This window comes from Silvimonas sp. JCM 19000, assembly GCF_054652575.1.
Map to the genome: position 1 here is coordinate 24,617 of NZ_BAAIHC010000006.1, position 22,347 is coordinate 46,963.

18 protein-coding genes are annotated in these 22,347 nt (G+C 61.3%); 12 read left to right on the top strand and 6 right to left on the bottom strand.

Annotation, left to right across the window (positions count from 1 at the left end):
- Window positions 1–18: 18 nt before the first annotated feature.
- Window positions 19–1,476 carry a cytochrome c oxidase accessory protein CcoG gene (gene ccoG, locus ACYQ1A_RS07395; RefSeq protein WP_499361396.1) on the top strand — a complete coding sequence of 486 codons (1,458 nt, stop codon included), beginning with the start codon at window positions 19–21 and terminating at the stop codon, window positions 1,474–1,476.
- A 45-nt stretch (window positions 1,477–1,521) separates the two neighbouring features.
- On the opposite strand, the gene ACYQ1A_RS07400 is transcribed toward ccoG, so the two are convergent.
- Together ACYQ1A_RS07400 and ACYQ1A_RS07405 are read right to left on the bottom strand one after the other, a co-directional pair.
- On the bottom strand, window positions 1,522–3,147 hold the full coding sequence (locus tag ACYQ1A_RS07400; protein ID WP_499361397.1) for a methyl-accepting chemotaxis protein: 1,626 nt from the start codon (window positions 3,145–3,147) through the stop codon (window positions 1,522–1,524).
- Between the two features lie 266 nt (window positions 3,148–3,413).
- On the bottom strand, window positions 3,414–3,836 hold the full coding sequence (locus ACYQ1A_RS07405; protein WP_062222737.1) for an SRPBCC domain-containing protein: 423 nt from the start codon (window positions 3,834–3,836) through the stop codon (window positions 3,414–3,416).
- A gap of 225 nt (window positions 3,837–4,061) precedes the next feature.
- On the opposite strand from ACYQ1A_RS07405, the gene ACYQ1A_RS07410 reads away from it, so the two are divergent.
- On the top strand, window positions 4,062–4,667 hold the full coding sequence (locus ACYQ1A_RS07410; protein ID WP_499361399.1) for an OmpW/AlkL family protein: 606 nt from the start codon (window positions 4,062–4,064) through the stop codon (window positions 4,665–4,667).
- Window positions 4,668–4,809: 142 nt separating this feature from the next.
- On the opposite strand, the gene ACYQ1A_RS07415 is transcribed toward ACYQ1A_RS07410, so the two are convergent.
- The 3 genes from ACYQ1A_RS07415 to ACYQ1A_RS07425 form a co-directional block, all read right to left on the bottom strand.
- Window positions 4,810–6,666 carry a DUF1302 domain-containing protein gene (locus ACYQ1A_RS07415; protein WP_499361400.1) on the bottom strand — a complete coding sequence of 619 codons (1,857 nt, stop codon included), beginning with the start codon at window positions 6,664–6,666 and terminating at the stop codon, window positions 4,810–4,812.
- Window positions 6,667–6,758: 92 nt separating this feature from the next.
- Window positions 6,759–8,099: an MFS transporter gene (locus ACYQ1A_RS07420; RefSeq protein ID WP_499361401.1), complete on the bottom strand. Its 1,341-nt coding sequence runs from the start codon at window positions 8,097–8,099 to the stop codon at window positions 6,759–6,761.
- Window positions 8,092–9,273, bottom strand: coding sequence for a M20 aminoacylase family protein (locus ACYQ1A_RS07425; protein WP_499361402.1), 1,182 nt, complete (start codon window positions 9,271–9,273; stop codon window positions 8,092–8,094). Before ACYQ1A_RS07425 ends, ACYQ1A_RS07420 begins: the two co-directional genes overlap by 8 nt.
- A 290-nt stretch (window positions 9,274–9,563) precedes the next feature.
- On the opposite strand from ACYQ1A_RS07425, the gene ACYQ1A_RS07430 reads away from it, so the two are divergent.
- The 10 genes from ACYQ1A_RS07430 (at window position 9,564) to ACYQ1A_RS07475 (ending at window position 21,453) form a co-directional block, all read left to right on the top strand.
- Window positions 9,564–10,610 carry a GlxA family transcriptional regulator gene (locus tag ACYQ1A_RS07430; RefSeq protein WP_499361404.1) on the top strand — a complete coding sequence of 349 codons (1,047 nt, stop codon included), beginning with the start codon at window positions 9,564–9,566 and terminating at the stop codon, window positions 10,608–10,610.
- 203 nt (window positions 10,611–10,813) lie between these two features.
- The gene (locus ACYQ1A_RS07435; protein ID WP_499361405.1) at window positions 10,814–11,812 is read left to right on the top strand and encodes a fimbrial protein; all 999 of its coding nucleotides are present in this window, start codon (window positions 10,814–10,816) and stop codon (window positions 11,810–11,812) included.
- A gap of 124 nt (window positions 11,813–11,936) precedes the next feature.
- A complete protein-coding gene (locus ACYQ1A_RS07440; RefSeq protein ID WP_499361407.1) occupies window positions 11,937–12,848 on the top strand; it encodes an alpha/beta fold hydrolase in 912 nt (303 codons plus the stop codon).
- Between the two features lie 538 nt (window positions 12,849–13,386).
- Window positions 13,387–15,705, top strand: a complete 2,319-nt coding sequence (locus ACYQ1A_RS07445) for a catecholate siderophore receptor Fiu (protein WP_499361409.1) — start codon at window positions 13,387–13,389, stop codon at window positions 15,703–15,705.
- A gap of 115 nt (window positions 15,706–15,820) precedes the next feature.
- Window positions 15,821–16,510 carry a Fe2+-dependent dioxygenase gene (locus ACYQ1A_RS07450; RefSeq protein WP_062225223.1) on the top strand — a complete coding sequence of 230 codons (690 nt, stop codon included), beginning with the start codon at window positions 15,821–15,823 and terminating at the stop codon, window positions 16,508–16,510.
- Window positions 16,511–16,690: 180 nt separating this feature from the next.
- Complete coding sequence (locus tag ACYQ1A_RS07455) at window positions 16,691–17,338, top strand: PepSY-associated TM helix domain-containing protein (protein WP_499361410.1); 648 nt, start codon at window positions 16,691–16,693, stop codon at window positions 17,336–17,338.
- 27 nt (window positions 17,339–17,365) lie between these two features.
- Window positions 17,366–17,890 carry a DUF2271 domain-containing protein gene (locus ACYQ1A_RS07460; protein WP_062225222.1) on the top strand — a complete coding sequence of 175 codons (525 nt, stop codon included), beginning with the start codon at window positions 17,366–17,368 and terminating at the stop codon, window positions 17,888–17,890.
- Window positions 17,891–17,944: 54 nt separating this feature from the next.
- A complete protein-coding gene (locus ACYQ1A_RS07465) occupies window positions 17,945–18,769 on the top strand; it encodes a DUF4198 domain-containing protein (RefSeq protein WP_499361412.1) in 825 nt (274 codons plus the stop codon).
- 6 nt (window positions 18,770–18,775) lie between these two features.
- On the top strand, window positions 18,776–19,840 hold the full coding sequence (locus ACYQ1A_RS07470; RefSeq protein ID WP_499361413.1) for an FAD:protein FMN transferase: 1,065 nt from the start codon (window positions 18,776–18,778) through the stop codon (window positions 19,838–19,840).
- Entirely contained in the window at window positions 19,837–21,453 is a 1,617-nt protein-coding gene (locus ACYQ1A_RS07475; RefSeq protein ID WP_499361414.1) for a sulfite reductase subunit alpha, read from the top strand. The genes ACYQ1A_RS07470 and ACYQ1A_RS07475 overlap by 4 nt, the downstream gene beginning before the upstream one ends.
- Before the next feature lie 9 nt (window positions 21,454–21,462).
- Here ACYQ1A_RS07475 and ACYQ1A_RS07480 read toward each other — a convergent pair whose 3' ends face one another.
- Window positions 21,463–22,254 carry an AraC family transcriptional regulator gene (locus ACYQ1A_RS07480; RefSeq protein ID WP_499361415.1) on the bottom strand — a complete coding sequence of 264 codons (792 nt, stop codon included), beginning with the start codon at window positions 22,252–22,254 and terminating at the stop codon, window positions 21,463–21,465.
- Window positions 22,255–22,347 lie beyond the last annotated feature (93 nt).

The window sequence follows — 22,347 nt, forward strand, 5'->3', positions numbered from 1 at the left end:
CACTCTCTTGATCTCACCATGCCCAGCCCACGCAGCGACAACCACTTTAAAGGCATCCCGATTCATGTTTCCGCCGCATCCGCCAGCCTGGCGCCTGCCGAAATCCGTCTTACTGGCCGCCATCACAAAATCCAGCCGCGCAAAACCAACGGCGTGTTTACCCGTTGGCGCTGGTTTTGGGTCTGGGCCACGCAGCTGTTCTTTTTTGGCATGCCATGGCTGAACATCGACGGGCATCAGGCGCTACTGTTTGATCTGGGCCCGCAGCGGTTTTATGTGGGTAGCCTGATTTTTTTGCCGCAAGACTTTATCTATCTGACCGCCTTGCTGGTGTTATGCGCGTTCGGCCTGTTTGCCTGGACGGCGGTGGGTGGGCGTTTGTGGTGTGGCTTTTCCTGTCCGCAGACGGTGTATACCGAGATTTTTGTCTGGATCGAGCAGTGGTTTGAAGGCGACCGCGCCGCCCGCATCAAGCTGGACAAAGCGCCGTTGAGCGCCCGCAAACTGGCAATCAAGGCGGGCAAACACGCGGCATGGCTGACGTTCGCCTTGTGGACGGGGCTGACCTTCGTTGGTTATTTCACCCCGATGCGCCAGCTTGCCAGCGATATCTGGACATGGACGGCCAGCGGTTACGCACTGTTCTGGACCTTGTTCTATGCCTTTGCCACCTATGGCAACGCAGGCTGGCTGCGCGAACAAGTGTGCAAATACATGTGCCCGTATGCGCGGTTTCAGAGTGCGATGTTTGATGCCGATACGCTGGTGGTTTCCTACGATGCGGCACGCGGCGAACCACGCGGGGGCCGCAGCAAGAATGCCGATGCCACGGCGGCCGGGCTGGGTGCTTGTGTCGATTGCACGCTGTGCGTACAGGTCTGCCCGGTGGGCATCGATATCCGCAATGGCTTGCAATATGAATGCATAAACTGCGGCGTGTGCGCAGATGCCTGTAACGAGGTGATGGACAAAGTCGGCTACGCGCGCGGTCTGATCCGCTTCAGTACCGAAAATCTGTTAGCGGGCACGGTGCAGCCGGGTGATGCCTGGATGCGGTTGCTGCGCCCGCGTGTGCTGATTTATGCGGCGATCATTCTCGCCACCGTCGTTATCAGCGGCGTGGCGTTATGGCAGCGCACACCGGTCAAACTGAATATCGCGCGTGAACGTGTGGCGCTGGTGCGCGAAGCGGAGGACGGCATGCTGGAGAACAGCTATGTGCTGCAAATCGAAAACGCCGACGTCAACGCGCATGACTTCCAGATCAAGGCCAGTGGGCTGGACGGCATCAAGGTGCTGGTGGACCAGCGTGGGCCGGTGCATATCGCCTCCGGCAGCAGCGCCGAGGTGAACGTGCGGCTGCATGTGGATGCTGCACACGCCGGGCCCGGTAGCCATGCGGTGGAATTTACTGTCGCTGCCCAGGATCAGTCGCAGGTGGTGGTGCGGGAAACCTCGCGCTTCTTTGGCCGCTGAAAATGGTGCGTTGCCCCGAAAAGCCGGGGGTAACGCACCCTACCATCACACCTCGTATTGCTTCACCGCCTTGGTCATGCGTTGCAGCATGTTCTCCAGCACATCCACCCGCGCGATGGTTTGCTCGACCACCACCACATTCTGTTCGTTCATGGCCGCCACGCGCTGCACGTTTTGCGCCAGCTCGGTCATGGCCGTGCCCTGCTCGTTGGATGAATGCGTGATGTCATTAACGCGATGTGTGGTGTGCTGCATATGCTCGTTGATGTTCTGCAGCGAATGGCGGGCATCGTGCACCAGCTCCGCGCTTTCGGACATCTGCGTTACGCCAACCCGCATGCCTGTCACGGCCTGGCGGGCATCCTGCTGGATGACGTCGATCAGGCCGTTGATCTCATCGGTGGCCTCGCGCGTGCGGGATGCGAGTTTGCGTACTTCATCGGCCACCACCGCAAAGCCACGGCCTTGCTCACCGGCGCGGGCGGCTTCAATGGCGGCGTTTAGCGCCAGCAAATTGGTCTGGTCGGCAATTTCTTTAATGGTGGCGGCAATCCGCCCGATTTCGCCGCTGCTGCGGCCCAACTGCTCCACCTGGTGGGCTGCGGTCTGCACGGTTTGCGCCAGGATGGTGATTTCATCGCTGGCCCGGGTGGAACGTTGCGCGCCTTCGATGGCAGCGCTGCGGGTGGTATCGGCGGATTCTTGCGTCAGGCGCGCATTGGCGGCGACTTCCTGAATTGCGGTGGTGATCTGCTCGACCGCCGCAGCCGACGCCGAGATCGCCGCATTCTGCGTTTGCGAGGATTTGTCGATTTCGCTCACCCCGGTCACCACATCACTGGTGGCATCGGCCACATGCGTCATCGCATCAGCCACCGATTGCACCGTGGCGCGCACCGAAGCCACAAAGGAATAAGTCATGCGCCCGATATCGCCGATCAGATCATGCCGTTCGACGGCGCCGTGCGCGGTCAAACGGCCGCTGGATAACACGTCGTTCAGATAGTGGGCGATATGGCGCAGATCGCGATGCAGACGCGGGCTAAACCAGGCCAGTACGTACAAACCCAAGGCGCCCGATGCCGCAAACGCCAGCCATGCCAACCACGCCACATCCACGCCCATTGCCTGGCATGCGGCGCCGCCGACGCTAAACGCCAGCAAGAATCCGCCCAGCACCAGCATCTGGCCTTGCAAGCTGCGCAGCGGACGCAACCAGGCAAAGCGTTGTCTGACCAGATGGCCGTGGTCCAGCGCCAGGCTGGCATCCCCTGCGCGCATACGTGCATACAAGGTTTCGGCGGTTTTGATCTGGGCACGCGTGGGTTTGAGGCGGATGGACTGGTAACCGACAACCTGGCCGTTCTCGCGCACCGGCGACACGTTGGCAATCACCCAATAAAAGCCCCCATCGCGCCGCCGGTTCTTGACCAGGCCGCGCCACGGCTTGCCTGCTTTGAGCGTGCGCCACAGATCGCCAAACGCGGCGGCGGGCATATCGGGATGGCGCACCAGATTGTGCGGTTGGCCCACCATCTGCGCCTGGGTATAGCCGCTGATGGTGGCAAAAGCCGCGTTGGCTTCGACGATCATGCCCTGCAGATCGGTACGCGAATAAATGAAAACGCCGTCGGGAACGATCGTCTCGATATTGCTGGTGGCTGCGTCCATGCTCGTCCTGCCTTTCGTGTGGGGTGAAGATAGGGCACGAAAGCTGGGGGGCGCATTCGTCTGTAAGGCAATTATTTACTTACAACAACAAATTGCGCAAAACAGAACAGATAGCTGACAAAAAAATGTGGTGTAGAAAGCACTTAGCCGACTACAAAGTGGCGATTTTGCTCGCGCGTTACGCTCGAATGCGTGGCGCGACAAGGGTAATTATTTTCAATTAATGAAAGCTAATATACCAGACTGTCTTTTTGGAGAGCAGCGCCTTAACCGCGTCCTACCTCCGCATCCAGCCGGTCCAGGTTTTGTTCATTGGCGGGCTCAACAATGGGGCGCAGCGCCTCTGCCACGGCAGGGTCGACAAAGCTTTGGCGCCAGGTGACCCGCGTACCGCCGTTGGCGGCATCAAGCGTAATGCTGAGGGTGAAATGCGGGGTGGCGGTGTGTTCGATCACCACGCGGCGATCGCGGTCGATCTGGCGGAACACCGATTCGTTGGCCCAGCGTGTGCCATCCGGGCCGATCATGGTGTAAACCCAGCGCCCGCCTTCGGCAAAATCAATTTCATCGATCTCATTACTGAACCCGGCCGGCCCCCACCAGCGCGCCAGGCGCTCGGGGTTCTGGATGGCGGCAAAGACGGCGGCCGGGCTGGCGTGCAGTTGGCGTTGGGTTTCAAAGGTGACCATGGGGGCGTTCCGGATAAAGGGAGTGCCGCTAGATTAGCCATAAGCCGGGCCAACCGAAAGCCGCCACAACCACGTCTATTTGCAACACACCATCAGACGAATCTGACCATTTGCACAAATTGCAGATGAAATTGATTTAGATCAATCGTCACCCGGCCGGGAATCCTTACATTGAGCGCCGTTGCAGCGAGCAGCATCACCCGCCTCAATCAGGACGCTTACCCAATGAACAAAAAAATTCTGGCCGCCGTAGCCGCCGCCTGTGTACTGCCCGCCGTTGCCATGGCCGATGCCGGTGACGTGATTACCCGCCTGCGTTTGATCAGCGTGCAGCCTGATGTCAGCACCGATAACACGCTGTCCGCCGTGAACACCAGCGTCGGCAACGCCACCGTGCCTGAGCTCGATTTCACCTATATGTTCACCAACAACATTGGCGCTGAGCTGATCCTCGGCACCAGCCGCCACACCATCAGCAGCGATATCGGCAAGCTGGGCACCACCTACGCGCTGCCCCCGACCGTAACGCTGCAATATCACTTCAACCCGCAAGGGCAGATTCGTCCGTATGCCGGTGTCGGTGTTAACTACACCCGGTTCTACAAGACCGACCTGCATCTGCCGGATGGCACCAATGTGGATATCGATCAGAACAGCTTTGGTCTGGCGGCGCAGGTCGGTGTCGACATCATGATGAACAAAACGTACTTCTTTAACGTGGACGTGAAGAAAGTACAGATGGATACCGACGTTTCTGCTGCAGGCAGCAGCCTGGGCAAGCTGAAGATCAATCCGTGGATTGTGGGCGTGGGCTTCGGCCGCGCGTTCTAAGCCACGGCAACCGAGTAAGGGTAAGGCGATGTGGAAAAGCGGGCCCGGCGACAAGGGGACGGCGTCGGGCCCCGCTTCTATTGCTCAATGCGAGCAGTGGCTGCGTTGCACAGCAAAAACTGTAAGGCGTTGCGGGCGTTAATCAGAACCGCGCGCCGACACTGGCCATGGCAAAGCTACGGTCATCCACAATGTTGTAATCGCCGCCGCCCGTGCGCAGCCAGGTCAGATCTGCCGTATAAGTGCGCTGCCACAAGGCGTGCAGGTTAAACAAAGCCGTGCGCCGCCCCTGCGAGAAAATCCCGTCATACGAATAACCGTGGATGTCATAACCCATGGCGACGGATGCATCCAGATCCAGCCCGTTCAATACGTTATTGAATTTGTCATCAAGCTTGGCGCGCGCGCCCCAGGACGAGGTCGTGACAAAGCCATTGAGCGAACAGGTCAGCGCGGAGCCACTGCAGCCGCTGGACGTGCTGCTGGGCGCCACCCCAAAGCCAACGCGGCCGTAACGCATCACATAACTATCTGGCAGGCCCGCCACGTATTTGATGGCCGTTTCGCCCGACAACGACAGCTTGCCACCGTACCAGTCCCCCAACGGTTTGGCCGCGCCGATATTCCATTGCGCCACTTTGAAATTGTCATAGCCGCGCGCCTCATAGCCGACTGGCGTTTTGGCCAGCCATGCCAACGGGCCGGTGCCGGCCAGCAAGCCGGAGATAAAGTCGGAGCCGTTCCAGGCAATCGGCTGATTGGGGCGATAGCTGAATTCGCTATACACGCCGGTGCCGTCCGGCAAGCGTGTTTTGAAATTGAGCGCGAACATATCGATATCGGTCGGGTAGATGCGTTCGTAGTAGCTGGCGATGCCGGTCGGTGTGGCCAGGCCCAGGTTGGCGGCGGTCGGCGTCAACACGCCCGCGCCAGTCCGCACATCGCCGGTGACCGCGCTGCGGCTGGAGTAATGCGCGTAATACAGACCAAACAAGCCCACGTTGTCGAACATCACCGAAACGCTGCCGCCGTACTGCCCCTTGTTGGACTTTTTATCCGCGCCTCGCGCCACATAATCCAGCGGGTTGGTGATCGACTGCGCGTCGGTCGTGCTGACCGATTTGTGCGTAATCGCGCTCAGCAAGGCGCCATTCAGGGTCATCTTGTCGCAACCTTGTTGGGCGTAGTCGCTGGTTGACCAGAAAGTGCCACAGCCCGGGTACGCGTTGGGCTCAAAACGGAAGATATAAAAGGCATCAAAACTGAGCGCGGGGTTGACCGTGTAGCGGGCATACAGCGTGGGCGCGGGCACGGCGGCTTCTTCGGCGATCGAGCTGGCGCGGCTCAGCGCCGAGTAATCGATGCTGTTGATTTGCTGGATGCCGCCGCCGATGGTGGTCGGGGTTACCCAAGGGATTTCCTGATTGCCCAGCCGCACCAGCAAGGACTGATCGCCAAAGTGGAAGGTGTTATAGACATACAAATCGTCGAGCACCGCATTGCTGAAGCGATCAAGCGGCACAAAACCGTTATCGCTCAGCGGGCTATTGGCGCTGTAGCCGTTGGCAACGCTGCCATGCGCCACGTTGTCATGCTTGAGCGCGTAGTCATACCAGCCTTTGCCGCTGACAAACAGGCCCGCGTCGTCCACTTTGATATCGGCTTGCAGATAAGCTTCCAGCGCTTGCGACGCCGTATCGCCCTTATCGTAATTAAGCTCGCCATCGTTCTGCGTGTTCATGCCGTCGCCACTGCTGTAATGCGGGGTATCGGTACGCACCACCATCCCGGCCGACACCGCGCCTTTGACCGTCACCGTGGCCGGGCCCAGCGACCACTGTTTGCCGTCGCCCAGGCCGCTATCCAGCGTGCCAAACGTGAGTTCGGCCGCCCCGGCCGTACTACACAAGGCCAGCGCCAACGCGGCACCACAGGCGTTCTTGTTAAACCGGACCTTGTGAACCGATCCGGGCACAGCCTTGCGCATTACATGTTTCATGTCATTCCCGTTCTTTGAAATGAGGCAGGTTGAATGTCTGGCGGACAGCGCCAGGGCACAGCGGAAAAAGCGGTTGCGAGATAAGCGACGGTTTAGCGGCGGCGTGCGGCCTCCCGCAGTTGTAGTCGGCGGCGGGTGGCGGCCGGATCGACCCAGCGCAGGCAGGCCAGGGCCACGATGACAGTCGCCATGCCGACTACGGCCAGCGTGTTTTCAAAGCCGTAGGCGATATCGTCATGCGCGGCATGCACCAGGTAGCCTGCCAGCACGGGCGCCACCATCCCGGCGCAAGTCGTCAGCGCCAGATGCACCGCCAACACGGCGCCGCGTTGCGCGGGCGGGCTGAATTCGCCGCACACCGTAATGCCAAAACTTTGCTGCACGTTAAGCATCACCATGCCCACCCCCGCCAGCACCAACTTGCCCAGCGCGCCCAGCGGCAGATGCAGTCCCAACAGCGCCAACGCCACGCCACCGATCACGCAACAACCCACTGGCAAGCCCACCAACGTCAGGCGCTGGCTGGCGCCGCGCTTTAACAAACGCTGCGACCACCACGACACCGCCAGCATCCAGCCGATGACCAACAACATGATCAACATCACGCGTACGCCGGTTTGCTGCGCGCTGTAACCGAGCCCCTTCTGCATCCAGACCGGGTTCCAGCTAAAGCCAAGCCCGCTCAGCAAATAGCCGACAAAGCCCAGCACGGTGACGCCGATAAAACTGCGATTGAGCAAGAGATGGCGATAGGCATGGCGCAATGGCTGCGCATCCATTTCGGTATCGATGACCAGATGCTGGGCGGCTTCGGCCACCTGGCCTTCGCGGCCCAGCCACAGCCACAACAGGGCCCATGCCAGGCTCAAACCCGCCAGCACGGCATAGGCGGTGCGCCAGCCGTGATGGCTGATCAACCACGGCAAGGTAACGGCAGACAGCAAGATCCCCGCCATCAAGCCGGTATTGATCCCGGCGGCAGGTAACACGCGTTCCTGCGGCGCAAACCACTTGAAGCAGGCATGCTGGATCAGCGCGGTGGACGGGCCGGCGCCGATGCCGAGCAGCAAGCGACAGATAAACAGCCCGGTCACCGTATGCCCCAAGGCCACGCCCAGCTGGCAAGCGGCCCAGATCAGCGCCAGGCCGAGCAAAATCCAGCGCGCTGCCACCCGGTTTGCCAGAAAACCGCAGGCCACGCCGGCCACCGGATACAGCACAAAAAACGCGCTGCCCAGCCCACCAAACACGGTGGGGCTGAGTTGCAGATCGTCCATGATGCGCACACCGGCAAAGGCAAACACCGACTTGTCGGCCGCCACGATCATGATCGCCAGAAACAGCAGCAACATGGTGCGGCGACGCGGCCATGAATTGGCAGGCAGACTGGCGATGGCCCCGCCGCCGGACGAGAACGGCAGCGGCTTAGCCACGCAGGTAATCCTCAGTCAGGTTCACCCAGAAGCTGGCGGCAAAGCCAAGAATCCTGTCGTTAAAGTCGTAGCCGGGGTTGTGGATCATGCAGCCGCCTTCGCTGCCCACGCCGTTGCCGACAATCACATAACAACCGGGCCGCTGCTCCAGCATCCACGAAAAATCATCGCCGCCCATGGCGCCCGACGGGATCGGAATCAAGCCTTTGGGGCCGACCATGCGCTCCGCCACGGCCCGGGCAAAGGCGGTCTCGGCCGGATGGTTGATCAGCACGCGGCTGATCGGCAGCCACTCGATCTGCGCCGTCACGCCAAAGCTGCGCGCCTGGTGTTCCACCAGCTCACGCAGGCGCGCTTCGATCTGCTGTTGCACCGCCGGGTTGAAGGTACGTACGGTGATGGCCAGCGTGGCGGTATCGGGCACCACATTGGCCGCGCTACCGGCGTTGGCCGCGCCGACGGTAATGACAGCGGGCTGATCCGGCGAGATATTGCGCGACACGATGGTTTGCAGCGCCATGATGATGGACGCCATCGCCACCACCGGATCGACGCCCTGATGCGGCATACCGCCGTGCGTGCCCTTGCCGGTGAGCGTGATGCGCACGGTATCGGACGACGCGGCAATCACGCCCGGTTGCACGATGAATGTGCCCACCGGCAGCGTCGGGCCGTTATGCAGACCGTAAATCGCATCGCAGGGAAACCGCTCGAACAAGCCATCGGCAATCATGCGCGACGCGCCACCGAGGCCTTCTTCGGCCGGTTGGAAAATCAGATTGAGCGTGCCATCAAACTGGCGTGTTTTAGCCAGATGATGCGCGGCAGCCAGCAGGATGGCGGTGTGGCCGTCATGACCACAGGCATGCATGGTGCCCGCGTGTTTGCTGGCGTAGGGCAGACCGGTTTCTTCATGAATCGGCAGCGCATCCATATCAGCGCGTATACCCAGCGTGCGGCTGGAATTGCCCAGCTTGAGCCGCCCCACCACGCCGGTGCCGCCCACGCCGGTGGTGACTTCATAACCCCATTCGGCCAGTTTGCTGGCCACCAGCTGGCTGGTTTGCACTTCGGCAAAACCCAGTTCGGGATGCGCGTGGATATGCTGGCGCAATGCGATAAATTCGGCCTCGTGGGCGGCGATTTCGGGGATGACACCGGGCAATGTGGACATGGCAGTTTCCGTCATTAGTAAGTGCTGCACAGGGCAGCGATCCGCGTGCTGGCTCCTCCTTCTGGCAGAGGCCAACACACTCAAAACGCGGATCAGTCTAGTGACGGGAATTTGTTTTCCAGCAGGGAAAAACCGCCATCCTTGCAGCTGATTTCGCCATAACGCCGGCGCCTGACGCGGCCGTTTGCTGGCGCAATATCCATGCGCCTTGCAGCCGCAGCGGTTTATCCACGCGCAAGCCAACACTGGCATAATCGCCAGAACTCAAGCCGATCTCGCCATGACAGCCCATGAAACCCGCGCATTTTGATCTGCTCTACAGCCCCGATTGCCTGCTCGGCACCCTGTTTGGTTGCATGGATGTGCTGATGGTGGCCAACCGATTGTGGCGTTTACACAACCCACGCAAACGCGGGCTGCCCTTCAGCTGGCAGGTGATCGACGCCAGCGGCCGCGTGCTCAGCCTGCCGGGCTGGCAAGACTATCCCCAGCGCGGCTCGCCGCCGCCCGATCTGACGCCGGAGCAAACCGTGCTGCTGGTGCCGGGGCTGGCTATGCAGAACGTGCCGCATCTCAACCAGATGCTGGCTGCCGCCAGCGCCGAAATCGCACTGATCGGCCGACGGCATCAACAGGGCGCTCTGATTGCGGGCGGGTTCAACGCCGCGGTTTTGCTGGCACGTAGCGGCATTCTGGATGGGCGTAACGCCACCATCAGCTGGATGATCGCGGGCTGGTTTGCCACGCATTACCCCAAGGTCAATCTGCAAATGGACCGCCCCGTCAGCGTGGACGGCCGTATTTATTGCAGCGGCGCCCCGACTGCGCATGTGCAACTGATGCTGGAGTTGATCAGCCATTTTGTCGGCGCCGAGATTGCGCAAATGTGCGGCAACGCCTTGTTGTATCAGCCCAGCCGCTTTGAGCACTCGGCCATGCTGCAATCCGGCCCCACGCGTGACAGCGTGGTGTACAAGGCGCGGCAATATCTGGAACAAAACATCCGCGAGCCCTACAGCCTTGACGCCACCGCCGCCGCTGCGGCAGTCAGCACCCGCACGCTATTACGCCATTTCAAGGATGTGCAGGGCATGACGCCGCTGGACTATCTGCACAAGCTGCGCGTCGAGCGCGCGCGGCAATTGCTGGAGGTTACGGTGGCCGATTTGCCCGACATCCTCGAGCAATGCGGCTACCAGGACGCCAGCGCCTTCCGCCGTATTTTTCAACGCGAAACCGGGCACACGCCGTCGGATTACCGCGCCAGATATGCCGTGCGCGCATCGCGCCGCTGGTGGCGCGCAAATGACCCGACGCCCGACGGCAGCGCCAGTTAAAGCTGGCCGGAGCAGGGGCGGCCCTGCCGTTCATCTGCCTGTGCCGGGCGAAGTATCCTGCGGGACAGCGGCAAGGCGCGACCATTCTTCTTGAATGGCCAGGCTATCAGACGTTTCCTATCCGGATTCGCAAGTGACTTGATGCATGCTTGCCAGCTTTCAAATCAGTCGCGACGATGACCATGACTACGGCGATAAAAAGAATGTTTGGCCTGCTGGCAGCGAGCTTGCTCGTGTTGTTGTGCAGCGCCAACGCAATGGCAGACATGAGCTGTCGGGCCAACGGCGACATCGGAAACTATCGCGTTGAGGTCGGCGCGCGCCCGGTGCCTCGCGATGCCGTCGTCGGCAGTTCGCTTTGGGGCAAGTTTGGTGGTTGGCCTGGCTATAGCTTTAAATGCGGCGTCGACACCGAGCACGACCGTGATACTTACCTGACACTCTCGACGTCAGTGCCGCCGGTAGCGGGCTTTAATGATGTTTATCCGACCAATGTTGCTGGCATCGGCGTCCGCTATCACTTTGCAGTTAGCGCGGGGCCCGATGACTGCGGCGTTGTCTTCGACATGGGGATTACCAATTCTTCGCTGCCACTCAAATGCCACATCATGCACGGCACTGATTCGGAATGGCGTCTTGGCACCTCCGTCGAGTTCATCAAAACCGGCCCCATTGGCGCTGCCACCCTGGTGTCATTTCCCTCGGTCTCTGTGGTCTCCAAGCTCAACCAGGGCCCCTACGAAAACCTTCCCAACATGTATAGCGGTGCAGTCTCTGGCTCGACCACCGTGGTGGCATGCAGCGTATCGGATGTGCCGGTCACGCTGGGCGATTACAAAAGCACGGATTTTGCCGGGGTGGGCACCGGCACCCGCTCGGTGGATGTAAAAATCAAACTTACAGGCTGCCCTGCTGGCATCAACAAGGTTCGCTACACCATTGATCCCGTTACACCTGTTGTCGATACCGCCAATTCGATCGTTAAACTGGATAGTTCGTCCCGTGCGGGGGGCGTCGGCGTGCAAATGCTTGGCGAATCGGGCGCAGTCTTGCCCTTGAGTCAGCCGCAGGTTTTCAATGCGTACAACTACGGCGGTGGCTCATTCGACATTTCATTGAAGGCGCGCTACGTGCAGACCGAAAAGCTGATCAAGGCTGGCCCGGCGAATGCCTCGATGATCTTTACGCTTAACTACGAATAGCCGCAATCCTGGCCCTTAGACAGACGCCCGTCTCATCCCTTTTGCTCGTTGATTGTGGCGGACAAATATCCGTGCAATGGTTAATCCCATCGGCCCCGTCGGGCTTTGCTATGGGAAGAGCGCTGTGAAAAAACTGTTTGCATGGTTCACCGTCTGTGCAGCCGTGGTTTCGGCCAGTGCAGCGGCTGGGGTATTGCCGTTTCCGCCGTCGTTCAAGACCCAGATCATCAGCACCAATGGCGCAAAAATCTTTGTGCGTGTGGGTGGCCATGGGCCGGCGGTGGTGTTGTTGCATGGTTTTGGCGAGACCGGCGACATGTGGCAGCCACTGGCGGCAAAGCTGGTGGCCGACCACACGGTGATCGTGCCGGATCTGCGCGGCATGGGGCTGTCTGATCATCCCGCGGGCGGCTACGACAAAAAAAATGAGGCGCGCGATATTGCTGGCGTGCTCGATGCCTTGCATATCGGCCAGGTGGACGTGGTCGGGCACGATATCGGCAATATGGTGGCCTATGCCTTTGTCGCCGAGCAGCCCGAACGCGTGCCGCATCTGGTGTTGATGGATGCGCCCTTACCTGGCGTCGGGCCGTGGGATGAAATCCTGAAAAGCCCGTTGCTGTGGCATTTCCGCTTTGGCGGGCCGGATATGGAACGCCTGGTCAAAGGCCGCGAACGGATTTATCTGGATCGCTTCTGGAATGAGTTTTCCGCCGACCCCAAGCATTTTGATGAAGCCTCGCGCCAGCATTACGCCAAACTCTACGCCCGCCCCGGCGCCATGCATTCAGGCTTCGAGCAATTTCACGCCTTCGACCAGGATGTGATCGATAACCACGCTTATCTGCAAAAAGGCCCGCTGCCGATGCCGGTACTGGCCATCGGCGGCGCGGCATCGTTTGGCACCACCATGGCAACGGTAGCCCAGGCGGCGGCCAGCAACGTAACCGGCCTGGTCATCCCCGGCTCCGGCCATTGGTTGATGGAAGAACAACCCGAGCCGACCACGAAGGCGATCGTGGATTTTCTGCACTGAAACTGGCGTTACTTTAACGGTGCGCTACTGCTGGAGCGCCGCGTGATGGCCGATGCAACACCGGCCGGGTCACGCGGCGCTTTTGCGTCTTATGCGCGCAGTTCCGCTGCCCAGGCCATGCCCGGCCGAGCCTGATTGCTGGGCGTTTTTGCGACATATGTGAACGTGACCGGCCACGCCCGTCCGCAATCAAGCATTTGTCCGGATCTATGCGCGAACGGCCATTCGGCACCTTTTCGCTGACGAAACCCTCTGTTTGCCGCGTACGCCCTCTTGTCTCGAAATGGCAATCCGCCCTGTTTTTTGATCCGCTTCCGGCTTATCACGCCACAACCAGTCACTCGGTCTATTGCGTAATTGCAAATAGGAATGATTGTTATTATTATCGGTGCCCGCTAAGCAACATCTGTACAAAATCGTACAAATCCTCAGCGACTCTCTCTCTCGTTGCGGACCAGCGCACTGCCGTGTCGGGCGCCCGGAATCCTGCCAGTTCCGGCCCGGCGCAGTCTTATCCACCCAGACTTGTGACAAGAAAATGACCTATATAAAAGCCCGAAAACTGGAACCACGCCGCAGCGCCGCCGCGATCAGCTCTATCGCCGGGCTCAGCACCGCCACGTTTGTAACTGGCCTGATGCTGAGCATGCCCGCCCACGCCGCGGACGCCGCCGCCAGCAGCAGCGCAACGCTGCCGACCGTCAATGTGGTGGATAGCGCAGACAACGGCTACAAGGCCACGCAATCGGCCTCGCCCAAATTTACCCAACCGCTGGTCGATACCACGCAAACCGTTACCGTGGTGACCAAACAGGTGATGCAAGAACAGAACGCCACCACGCTGACCGATGCCATGCGCAACGTGGCGGGTGCCGGTACGTTCTATGCCGGTGAAAACGGCAGCACCGCCAGCGGCGACGCCATCTATATGCGCGGCCTCGATACCTCGAACAGCATCTACGTCGATGGCATCCGCGACACCAACACAACGCACCGCGACATGTTCAACACCGAGCAAGTCGAAGTCATCCAGGGCCCCTCGGGCAGCGATTACGGTCGCGGCGCGCCGACTGGCTCGATCAACCTGATCAGCAAGCAGCCGACGCTGGTGGACGATCTGGAAGCCAGCGCGGTGGTAGGCACCAACAACTACACCCGTGCCACCGTCGATTACAACCACGCCATCAACGACACCACCGCCGCGCGCCTGAACATCATGGGCCACAAAGAAGACGTGGCGGGCCGGGATGGCGTCGACAACCAGCGCTGGGGCATTGCGCCGTCGGTGGCTTTCGGCCTGAATACGCCGACCACCGTGTATGTCGATTTTCTGCACGTCAAACAGAACAACACGCCGGATGGCCTGATCCCCACCATCGGTTTGCCCGGCTACACCGCACCCGGCAGCGCCTATGCCGCGCTGGCCACGGCGCCCAAGGTCGACACGCATAACAACTACGGTTTGACGACTGACCATGACAATTCGCAGACAGACATGGCGACGGTCAAGGTGGAGCATCAGATCAACCCGACCACCACGCTGCGCAACATCACGCGTTATGGCGAAACCAAACAGGATTACATGGCGACCTCGTTCATGCTGGCAACCACCAGCCTGACCAAGGTGACGGCTGATCCGACCAGTTGGCTGATGGCACGTAGCGCCAACGTCAACGACACCGATAACAAGATCCTGAGCAACCAGACCAATATCACCAGCAAGTTCGACACCGGCTCGCTCAAGCACGATCTGAGCGCGGGTTTTGAATTAACACGGGAAGAACAAACCGTGTTTGGCCACGCCACGGCGGTTGAGCCAGCGGTCAGCATCTATTCGCCCAACAGCAATGTCGCGGCCACCAACTACGGGCGCAACGGCGCGGATGCCCACGGCACCACCGACACCATCGCGGCCTATGCCTTTGACACCATCGCGCTGACGCCGAAGTGGGAAATCAACGGCGGCATCCGCGTTGACCATTACAAGACCGACTACGACAGCGCCACCGCGTGCGGCGGCACCAGCCGCACCGTCGTCGCATGCCCGACCGGCGCCGCCACGGGCACGCCAGTGCAAACCATCAATACCGATACCAGCGGCAATCTGGTCAACTGGAAAGCCGGCGCGCTGTACCACATCAACGAGCAGGGCAATGTGTACGTCAACTTTGCGCTGTCGCAACAGCCCCCGGGCGGCTCCAATTTTGCCCTGGCGGCGGCAACGCCGACCGGCAACAGCGCCAACCGTGTCGACTTCGCCCCGCAAAAAGCCAAGACCGGCGAGATCGGCACCAAGTGGGAATTGTTTGAAAAACGCCTGCTGGCCACTGCCGCGCTGTTCCGCACCGACATCAATAACGAAGTCAGCGCCGTCGGCGATGGCACTTACGCCCAGATCGGCAAAAAGCGGGTGCAAGGCGTTGAGCTGACCGCACAAGGCCAGATCACGCCAAACTGGTCGCTGACCGCCGGTTACATCTATCAGGATGCGACGGTTGAAGCCGGCACTGCCGTAGCGGCCGATGGTTCGCAAGTGATGACCTATACGCCGAAGAACGCCTTCACCTCGTGGACCACCTACACGCTGCCCAAGGGCTTTACCGTAGGCGGTGGTGCGCGTTACGTCGGCGGTCTGGCCAAGGGTACCGATGGCGCCATTGGTACGCCGACACACACCGACGCGTACTGGGTGGTGGATGCGATGGCCAGCTACAAGGTCAGTCGCAATCTGACCATGCAGCTCAACGTCTACAACCTGTTTAACGAAGACTACGTGTTGTCCATCAACAAGAGCGGCTATCGCTACACGCCGGGCGCGCCGCGCACGGCCTTGCTGACCGCCAACGTGTCGTACTAAGCCCTGCCCGCCACTCGCCGCTGGTGCGTTCTGCCGACGTGGACCGCGCCAGCCCGGGTGGCTTTTGTCTTAACCAGCCAACGAGAATTCGCTCGCTTTACGGGGTCTCCTAGCCATGATGTTTCATATTCCAGAAGTCCTGACCAAGGACGAAGTTCGTCAACTACGCGCCCGTCTTGATGCCGCGCCCTGGGTCGATGGCCGCATGTCTGCGGGCCCGCAAGGTGCGACGGTCAAGCGCAACAAGCAGTTGCCGATCGACAATCCGGTCACGATTGAACTGGGCAACATGGTGCAGGCGGCGTTGGCGCGCAATGCCATGTATTTCTCGGCGGCGCTGCCTTTGCGCGTGGCCCCGCCGATGTTTAACAGCTACGACGCTGACGGCCAGGAACACTATGGTTTTCACGTCGATGGCGCGGTCCGCGCCGTCAAGAACGCACCGCATGGCTGGGTGCGCACTGATCTATCAGCCACCCTGTTTTTATGTGAGCCGGATGAATACGAAGGCGGCGAACTGACCGTGCGCGATACCTATGGCGAGCACGCCGCCAAACTGCCTGCGGGCGATATGGTGCTGTACCCGTCCAGCAGCGTGCATTGCGTCACGCCGGTTACGCGCGGCACGCGGGTTTGTTCGTTTATGTGGTTGCAAAGCATGGTGCGCCACGACCATCAGCGCTCGATGCTGTACGACCTGGACCAGGCCATCAATGCACTGCGCGCACGTCATGGCGAAAGTGAAGAAACCGTGGCATTGGCGGCGACGTATCACAACTTGCTGCGGGAATGGTCCGAGATCTGAAACCACGCTGTAACCCAGCCGTAGCGCCATTCTTGATACGTATCGCGGCTTGACAATCAGCATCCCGCCATGCGAATTTAATAATGATAACGATTGTCATTATTAAAATAATTTGATGTCTGCGGCGGGCCCCGGCAAGACCACGTCCGTCGCACCACACCGCTGGAAACTCACTTCGCCATGTCGGCTTCTACCGAAAACCCTTCCGCCGCCCACCGGCAACAGCGGGCATTCTGGCTTAAGCATCTGCACCGCTGGCACTGGATCAGCGCCGCCCTGTGCATGATAGGCATGCTGCTATTTGCCGTTACCGGCATCACGCTCAACCACGCCGCGCAAATCGAAGCGCATCCGCAAGTGGAAAAACGTAGCGCCCACGCGCCTGCCGCCCTGCTGCAAGCCCTCAAGCAGGTGCAACACGCCGATGACAAAGGCCCGGTGCCCGCGCCGCTGGCGGACTGGCTGCACAGCGCGCTCGATATCGATACCGCCGACCGCGAAGCCGAATGGTCGCCCGATGAAATCTATATCGCCCTGCCCCGCCCCGGCGGCGATGCCTGGGCCAGCGTATCGCTGGTCAATGGCGATACCCATTACGAACTCACCACGCGCGGCTGGATTTCTTATCTGAACGATCTGCATAAAGGCCGCAATGCAGGCAAGGCGTGGGCCTGGTTTATTGATGTGTTTGCCATCGCCTGTTTGATCTTCAGCCTGAGCGGCCTGTTTTTGCTGCAACTGCATGCCGGATCACGCGTCGCCACCTGGCCCCTGGTGGGCTTGGGTGTAGTGATCCCCCTCGTGCTGGCACTGCTGTTTATCCACTAACCCCCTTACCGTCTCCAAGGATTTGTTATGCATCGTCTTCTCAAGGTCACGCTGACCGGGATCGCCGCCGCCCCGCTGGCTGGCACCGCCATGGCAGCGGATTTGTCCGTCAAGGTTGAGCTGCCGCAACTCAACGTGGCCGAGTATCACAAGCCCTATGTCGCCGTTTGGGTGGAACACGCCGACCAGACCCCGGTACAGACCCTGGCCGTGTGGTACGACGGCAAAAAACGCAATAACGAAGGCACCAAGTGGCTGAAGGACATCCGCCAATGGTGGCGCAAAGCCGGTCGCGATCTGACCGTGCCCGCCGACGGCATCAGTGGCGCCACCCGCGCACCGGGCGAACAAGCGCTGAGCTTTAGCGATGGCAAAGCCCCGCTGGGCAAGCTGGCGGCGGGCGAATACGCGCTGGTGGTCGAAACCGCGCGTGAAGCCGGTGGCCATGAGCTGGTGCGCGTGCCGTTTACCTGGCCGCCCAAAGAAGCCGCCAGCGCCAGCGCCAAAGGCGAGCACGAACTGGGCAGCGTCACGCTGAACCTCAAGCCGTAATTGCAACGCCGGTCGCCCGTGGCGCCGCTTTGCCCGCACTCTGGAAACAACACCATGAAAAAACTGACGCTTAAACAATGGCTGCCGCTGTCGATGCTGGCCGTGGCGGCGCTATTGCCGCTGGAAGCCCAGGCGCACCGCCAATGGCTGCTGCCGTCCGCAACCGTACTGGCGGGCAACGATCCGTGGATTACGGTGGATGCCGCCGTCTCCAACGATCTGTTTGATTTCGAGAACTTCCCGCTCAAGCTCGACGGTCTGCAAATTACTGCACCCGATGGCAGCGCCGCCAAAGCCGAAGGCGCCAGCACCGGCCATCTGCGCAGCGTGTTTGATCTGCAATTGACGCAGCAAGGCACTTACAAGATTGCCGTGACCACCGGTGCGGTAATGGCCAGCTACAAGCTCAATGGCGAAAACAAACGCTGGCGCGGCGAAGTGCAAGCGCTGGCCAAAGAAATCCCGGCCGAAGCGACTGATCTTAAAGTGACGCAAATGGATGCGCGCATCGAGACCTTCGTCACGCGTGGCAAGCCCACCAACGGCGTGTTCAAGCCCAGCGGCAAGGGCCTGGAACTGGCGCCGCTTACGCATCCGGATGATCTGGTTGCCGGTACGCCCGCCAACTTCCGTCTGCTGTTTGACGGCAAACCGGCGGCCAATCTCAAAGTAACCATCATTCCCGGTGGCAGACGCTTCCGCGACCAGGTGGGCGACTTTGTGGTGAACACCGATGCCGACGGCAAATTCAGCGTCAAATGGCCGAGCGCCGGTTTGTATTACATCGGCGCCGAGATCAGCGATAACGCCAGCGCCAGCAAGCCCGCCACTGAACGCCGTGCCAACTATGGCGCGACGGTCGAAGTCGCACCGCAATAAGCGCAAATGGCCGTGCCCACTCCACTCGCCTCCGCCGAGGCCTTGCGCATACTGCTGCCGCACACGCTGACCGCAGCCAGCGTGCAAGCGCCTGCTGCCGCGGCGCAGTTGTTGCGCTTTGCCGGTGAGACCATGGGCACCACCTGGTCGGTGCAATGCCTGGCGGTGGATGGCCACGCCGCCCCCGCCTTGCGCAACGCCATGCAGGCGGAACTGGACGCGGTCGTGCAGCAAATGAGCAACTGGCGCGACGACAGTGATCTCAGCCGCTTTAACCAGGCCGCGGCGGGCACGTGGGTGACGCTGCCGGTGGCGTGTTTTCAGGTGGTGGAAACCGCCTTGCAGATCGCGCGCCTGAGTGGCGGTGCTTATGATCCGACGGCCGCCGCGCTGGTCAATCTATGGGGCTTTGGCCCGGCCCCGCGCCGCGCGCAGGCACCCAGCGCCGCTGAAGTGGTCCGCGCACGGCAGCATTGCGGCTACCACAAGATCGAGCTCGACCCGCCCCAGCGCCGCATCCGCCAGCCTGGCGGCGTGGCGCTGGACTTGTGCGCCATCGCCAAGGGTTACGCCGTTGATGCGCTCAGCGCCTTGTTGGCGGAACACGGCTACGGCCATCATCTGGTAGAAATCGGCGGCGAACTACGCGGCATGGGGCTGAAGCAGGATCAACTGCCGTGGTGGGTTGACCTGGAAGCCCCGCCGCTGGACGATGCCGGGCCCGGCCAGCATGCCTTGCCCGTACAGGATCGCGTCGGCTTGCATGGCCTGGCCGTCGCCACCTCGGGCGATTACCGCCGCTTTTTTATCGACCCGGCGCAACGCCAACGCTACGCCCACACGCTGGACCCCCGCACCGGCTATCCCGCCAGCCATGCGCTGGCTTCGGTTACGGTGCTGCATGAGCAATGCATGCTGGCCGATGCCTGGTCCACTGCACTCACCGTGCTCGGCCCGCAAGCCGGGCTGGACATGGCGCGGCGCCACCAGCTGGCAGCACGCTTTGTGGTGCGCACGCCGGATGGTTTTCGCGAAACGCTAAGCGCCGCCTACACCGAAATGCTCGAATGAACGCCACCCGCTCCAGCCCCTTTGTCTTCGATTACAGTTTTGCCGTGCTGGCTTTGCTCGGCCTCACGCTGTGCTGCACCAGCCACGCGCGCGGCCTGTGTGCGCTCGGTGTGGTCATCCTGTATCTGGGCGGCACTGGCTGGATTGTTGCTCGGCACCGGCGCAAACAACAGCGCAGCGCCGTCCTCAGCCCGGCCGTCTCCGCCCTTGCCGAGACCACATTGATTGCCTGGGCCAGCCAGACCGGCTTTGCCGAACAACTGGCGCAGCAAAGCGCCGCCGCCCTCAACAAGGCAGGCGTGGCCACCGCCAGTGCCGCGCTGGGCACGCTCGATCCAGGCGCGCTCAGTCGCTATCGCCAGGTCTTGCTGATCGTCAGCACCTCCGGCGAAGGCGACCCGCCCGATAGCGCCGCCGGTTTTATCGGCAAGGCCGCGCGCCTGGGCACAGTAGATCTAAGCCATCTCAACTACGCCCTGCTGGCACTGGGCGACCGCACGTATCGCCACTTTTGCGCCTTTGGCCACGAACTGGCGGCGTGGCTGGATCGACACAATGCGCAGCCCCTGTTTGATCTGATCGAGGTCGATAACGGCGATGCCGGGGCGTTGCGCCATTGGCAACAACAACTATCGACACTGGCCGGCGGCGCGCAAATGGCCGATTGGGAAGCACCGGATTACGCGCCGTGGACCCTGCAACAACGCACCTTGTTAAACGCAGGCTCAGCGGGCGACCCGGTTTATTTGCTGGGCCTGACCCCGGCAACGGGCGCGCTGCCGCAATGGCAGGCGGGCGACATTGTCGAAATCGGCCCCTGCCATGCGCCGCATGAGATTGAACAGTGGCTGCAAGAACTGCAGCTCGACGGCAATACGCCGGTCGAAGTCGATGCCCGGCCCACCACGCTGGCCGCCGCGCTGGCCGATCGCAACAAAATCGCCGTGCCCGCCGCCAGCACCGCCCAGGCCTTGATCGACGCCCTACCCCGGCTGGCGCATCGCGAATACTCGATTGCCTCGTTGCCGCAGGACCGGCAACTGGAATTGCTGGTGCGCCAAAGCCGCTACCCGGCGCCGGAGACCGCCAGCGGTTTCCGCCTCGGCCTCGCCTCCGGCTGGCTGACCGAATATGCAGCGCCCGGCAGTCCTGTTGCTTTGCGTATCCGCGCCAACAGTGCCTTCCACACCCCACCCGACGCCCGTCCGCTGCTGTTGATTGGCAACGGCACCGGCCTGGCTGGCCTGCGTGGCCACCTTAAAACCCGCGCCCAACGCGGCCACGGCCGCAACTGGTTGATACTTGGTGAACGCAACGCCGCGCACGACGCCTTGCTGATCGACGAACTGATCAACTGGCAAGGCAACGGCGTACTGGAACGGCTGGACTGGGTCTGGTCGCGCGACGGTAACGCTTTGCGCTATGTGCAAGATCAGGTCACCGCGGCGGGTAGCGATATCGTGGCATGGGTCGACCAGGGCGCAGATATCTACGTCTGCGGCAGCCTGCAAGGCATGGCCAGCGGTGTACATCACGCGCTGACTGATTTGTTGGGCGCGCAGCGGCTGGCGCAAATGAGTGAGGATGGGCGCTATCGGCGCGATGTGTATTGAGCTGGCACTTCACGCCGCAAGATAGCGCCCCGGCGTGGTCCCCATTGCACGGCGGAACATCTCGATAAACGCGCTGACATTTTCATAGCCCAGTTCCAGCGCGATATGGGTCACCGGTACTTTGTCTGCAATCAGTTCCAGCGCGCGCAGCAGCCGCGCCTGCTGGCGCCATTGGGCAAAGCTCATGCCGGTTTCGCGCACAAAATAACGGCTCAAGCTGCGCGGCGACAAACCAGCCCAACGCGCCCACTGCTCCAGGTTGCGGTTGTCGGCCAGGTTAGCGGCCAGCGCATCGGCGATGCGGGCCAGACGCGGTTCTTCGGGCTGGATCAGGCCCAGCGCTTCGGCTTTAGCGGCGGCGACTTCATCAAGGATCAGCTGGGCGATGCGCGTTTGCGCCGGGTCGAGCGCGGTGCCGGGCCAGGTGGCGGCGCGCCGCGCGGCTTCGCGCAGCAAGGGCGTGGTGCGGATGGCGCGCGGTTCGCTGGGCAAGGCGGCGCAATGCGGCTCGGCGATAAATACGCTCCAGCCTGCAAACGGGCCAAAGGAGCGCAAGGAATGCGTCCAGTGTGGTGGAATCCAGATGGCATGCACGGCGGGGACCACCCATTGCTGGCGGTCTAGTCCGATCGACACCAGGCCGTGCAAAGCACCCATCAACTGGCCACGGCTGTGGCTGTGCGCCGGCGTCACCCGCACTGAACTGCGACTGAGCTCGGCCGCCGCCAACATCGGCCCGGCTGAGGACAACACCAGCTCGGGCCGGATGATCAGGTCTTCCATGATGGGCTGCGCTGCCACTGTCTCTCCCGCAATCTGGCCGGAATACCGTATCGAATGGCCGCAATCCCGCAGGCGGCCCACGCGAGTATGCCTAAACTGGCCGCATCGTCT

What these genes read in the sequence shown, in the direction of transcription:
- ACYQ1A_RS07430 (WP_499361404.1), top strand. Translation starts at nt 9,564, where the DNA reads ATGAAACCCGCGCATTTTGATCTGCTCTACAGCCCCGATTGCCTGCTC.
- ACYQ1A_RS07445 (WP_499361409.1), top strand. Translation starts at nt 13,387, where the DNA reads ATGACCTATATAAAAGCCCGAAAACTGGAACCACGCCGCAGCGCCGCC.
- ACYQ1A_RS07410 (WP_499361399.1), top strand. Translation starts at nt 4,062, where the DNA reads ATGAACAAAAAAATTCTGGCCGCCGTAGCCGCCGCCTGTGTACTGCCC.
- ccoG (WP_499361396.1), top strand. Translation starts at nt 19, where the DNA reads ATGCCCAGCCCACGCAGCGACAACCACTTTAAAGGCATCCCGATTCAT.
- ACYQ1A_RS07425 (WP_499361402.1), bottom strand. Translation starts at nt 9,273, where the DNA reads ATGTCCACATTGCCCGGTGTCATCCCCGAAATCGCCGCCCACGAGGCC.
- ACYQ1A_RS07470 (WP_499361413.1), top strand. Translation starts at nt 18,776, where the DNA reads ATGGCCGTGCCCACTCCACTCGCCTCCGCCGAGGCCTTGCGCATACTG.
- ACYQ1A_RS07475 (WP_499361414.1), top strand. Translation starts at nt 19,837, where the DNA reads ATGAACGCCACCCGCTCCAGCCCCTTTGTCTTCGATTACAGTTTTGCC.
- ACYQ1A_RS07455 (WP_499361410.1), top strand. Translation starts at nt 16,691, where the DNA reads ATGTCGGCTTCTACCGAAAACCCTTCCGCCGCCCACCGGCAACAGCGG.
- ACYQ1A_RS07465 (WP_499361412.1), top strand. Translation starts at nt 17,945, where the DNA reads ATGAAAAAACTGACGCTTAAACAATGGCTGCCGCTGTCGATGCTGGCC.
- ACYQ1A_RS07415 (WP_499361400.1), bottom strand. Translation starts at nt 6,666, where the DNA reads ATGAAACATGTAATGCGCAAGGCTGTGCCCGGATCGGTTCACAAGGTC.
- ACYQ1A_RS07450 (WP_062225223.1), top strand. Translation starts at nt 15,821, where the DNA reads ATGATGTTTCATATTCCAGAAGTCCTGACCAAGGACGAAGTTCGTCAA.
- ACYQ1A_RS07400 (WP_499361397.1), bottom strand. Translation starts at nt 3,147, where the DNA reads ATGGACGCAGCCACCAGCAATATCGAGACGATCGTTCCCGACGGCGTT.
- ACYQ1A_RS07435 (WP_499361405.1), top strand. Translation starts at nt 10,814, where the DNA reads ATGTTTGGCCTGCTGGCAGCGAGCTTGCTCGTGTTGTTGTGCAGCGCC.
- ACYQ1A_RS07460 (WP_062225222.1), top strand. Translation starts at nt 17,366, where the DNA reads ATGCATCGTCTTCTCAAGGTCACGCTGACCGGGATCGCCGCCGCCCCG.
- ACYQ1A_RS07405 (WP_062222737.1), bottom strand. Translation starts at nt 3,836, where the DNA reads ATGGTCACCTTTGAAACCCAACGCCAACTGCACGCCAGCCCGGCCGCC.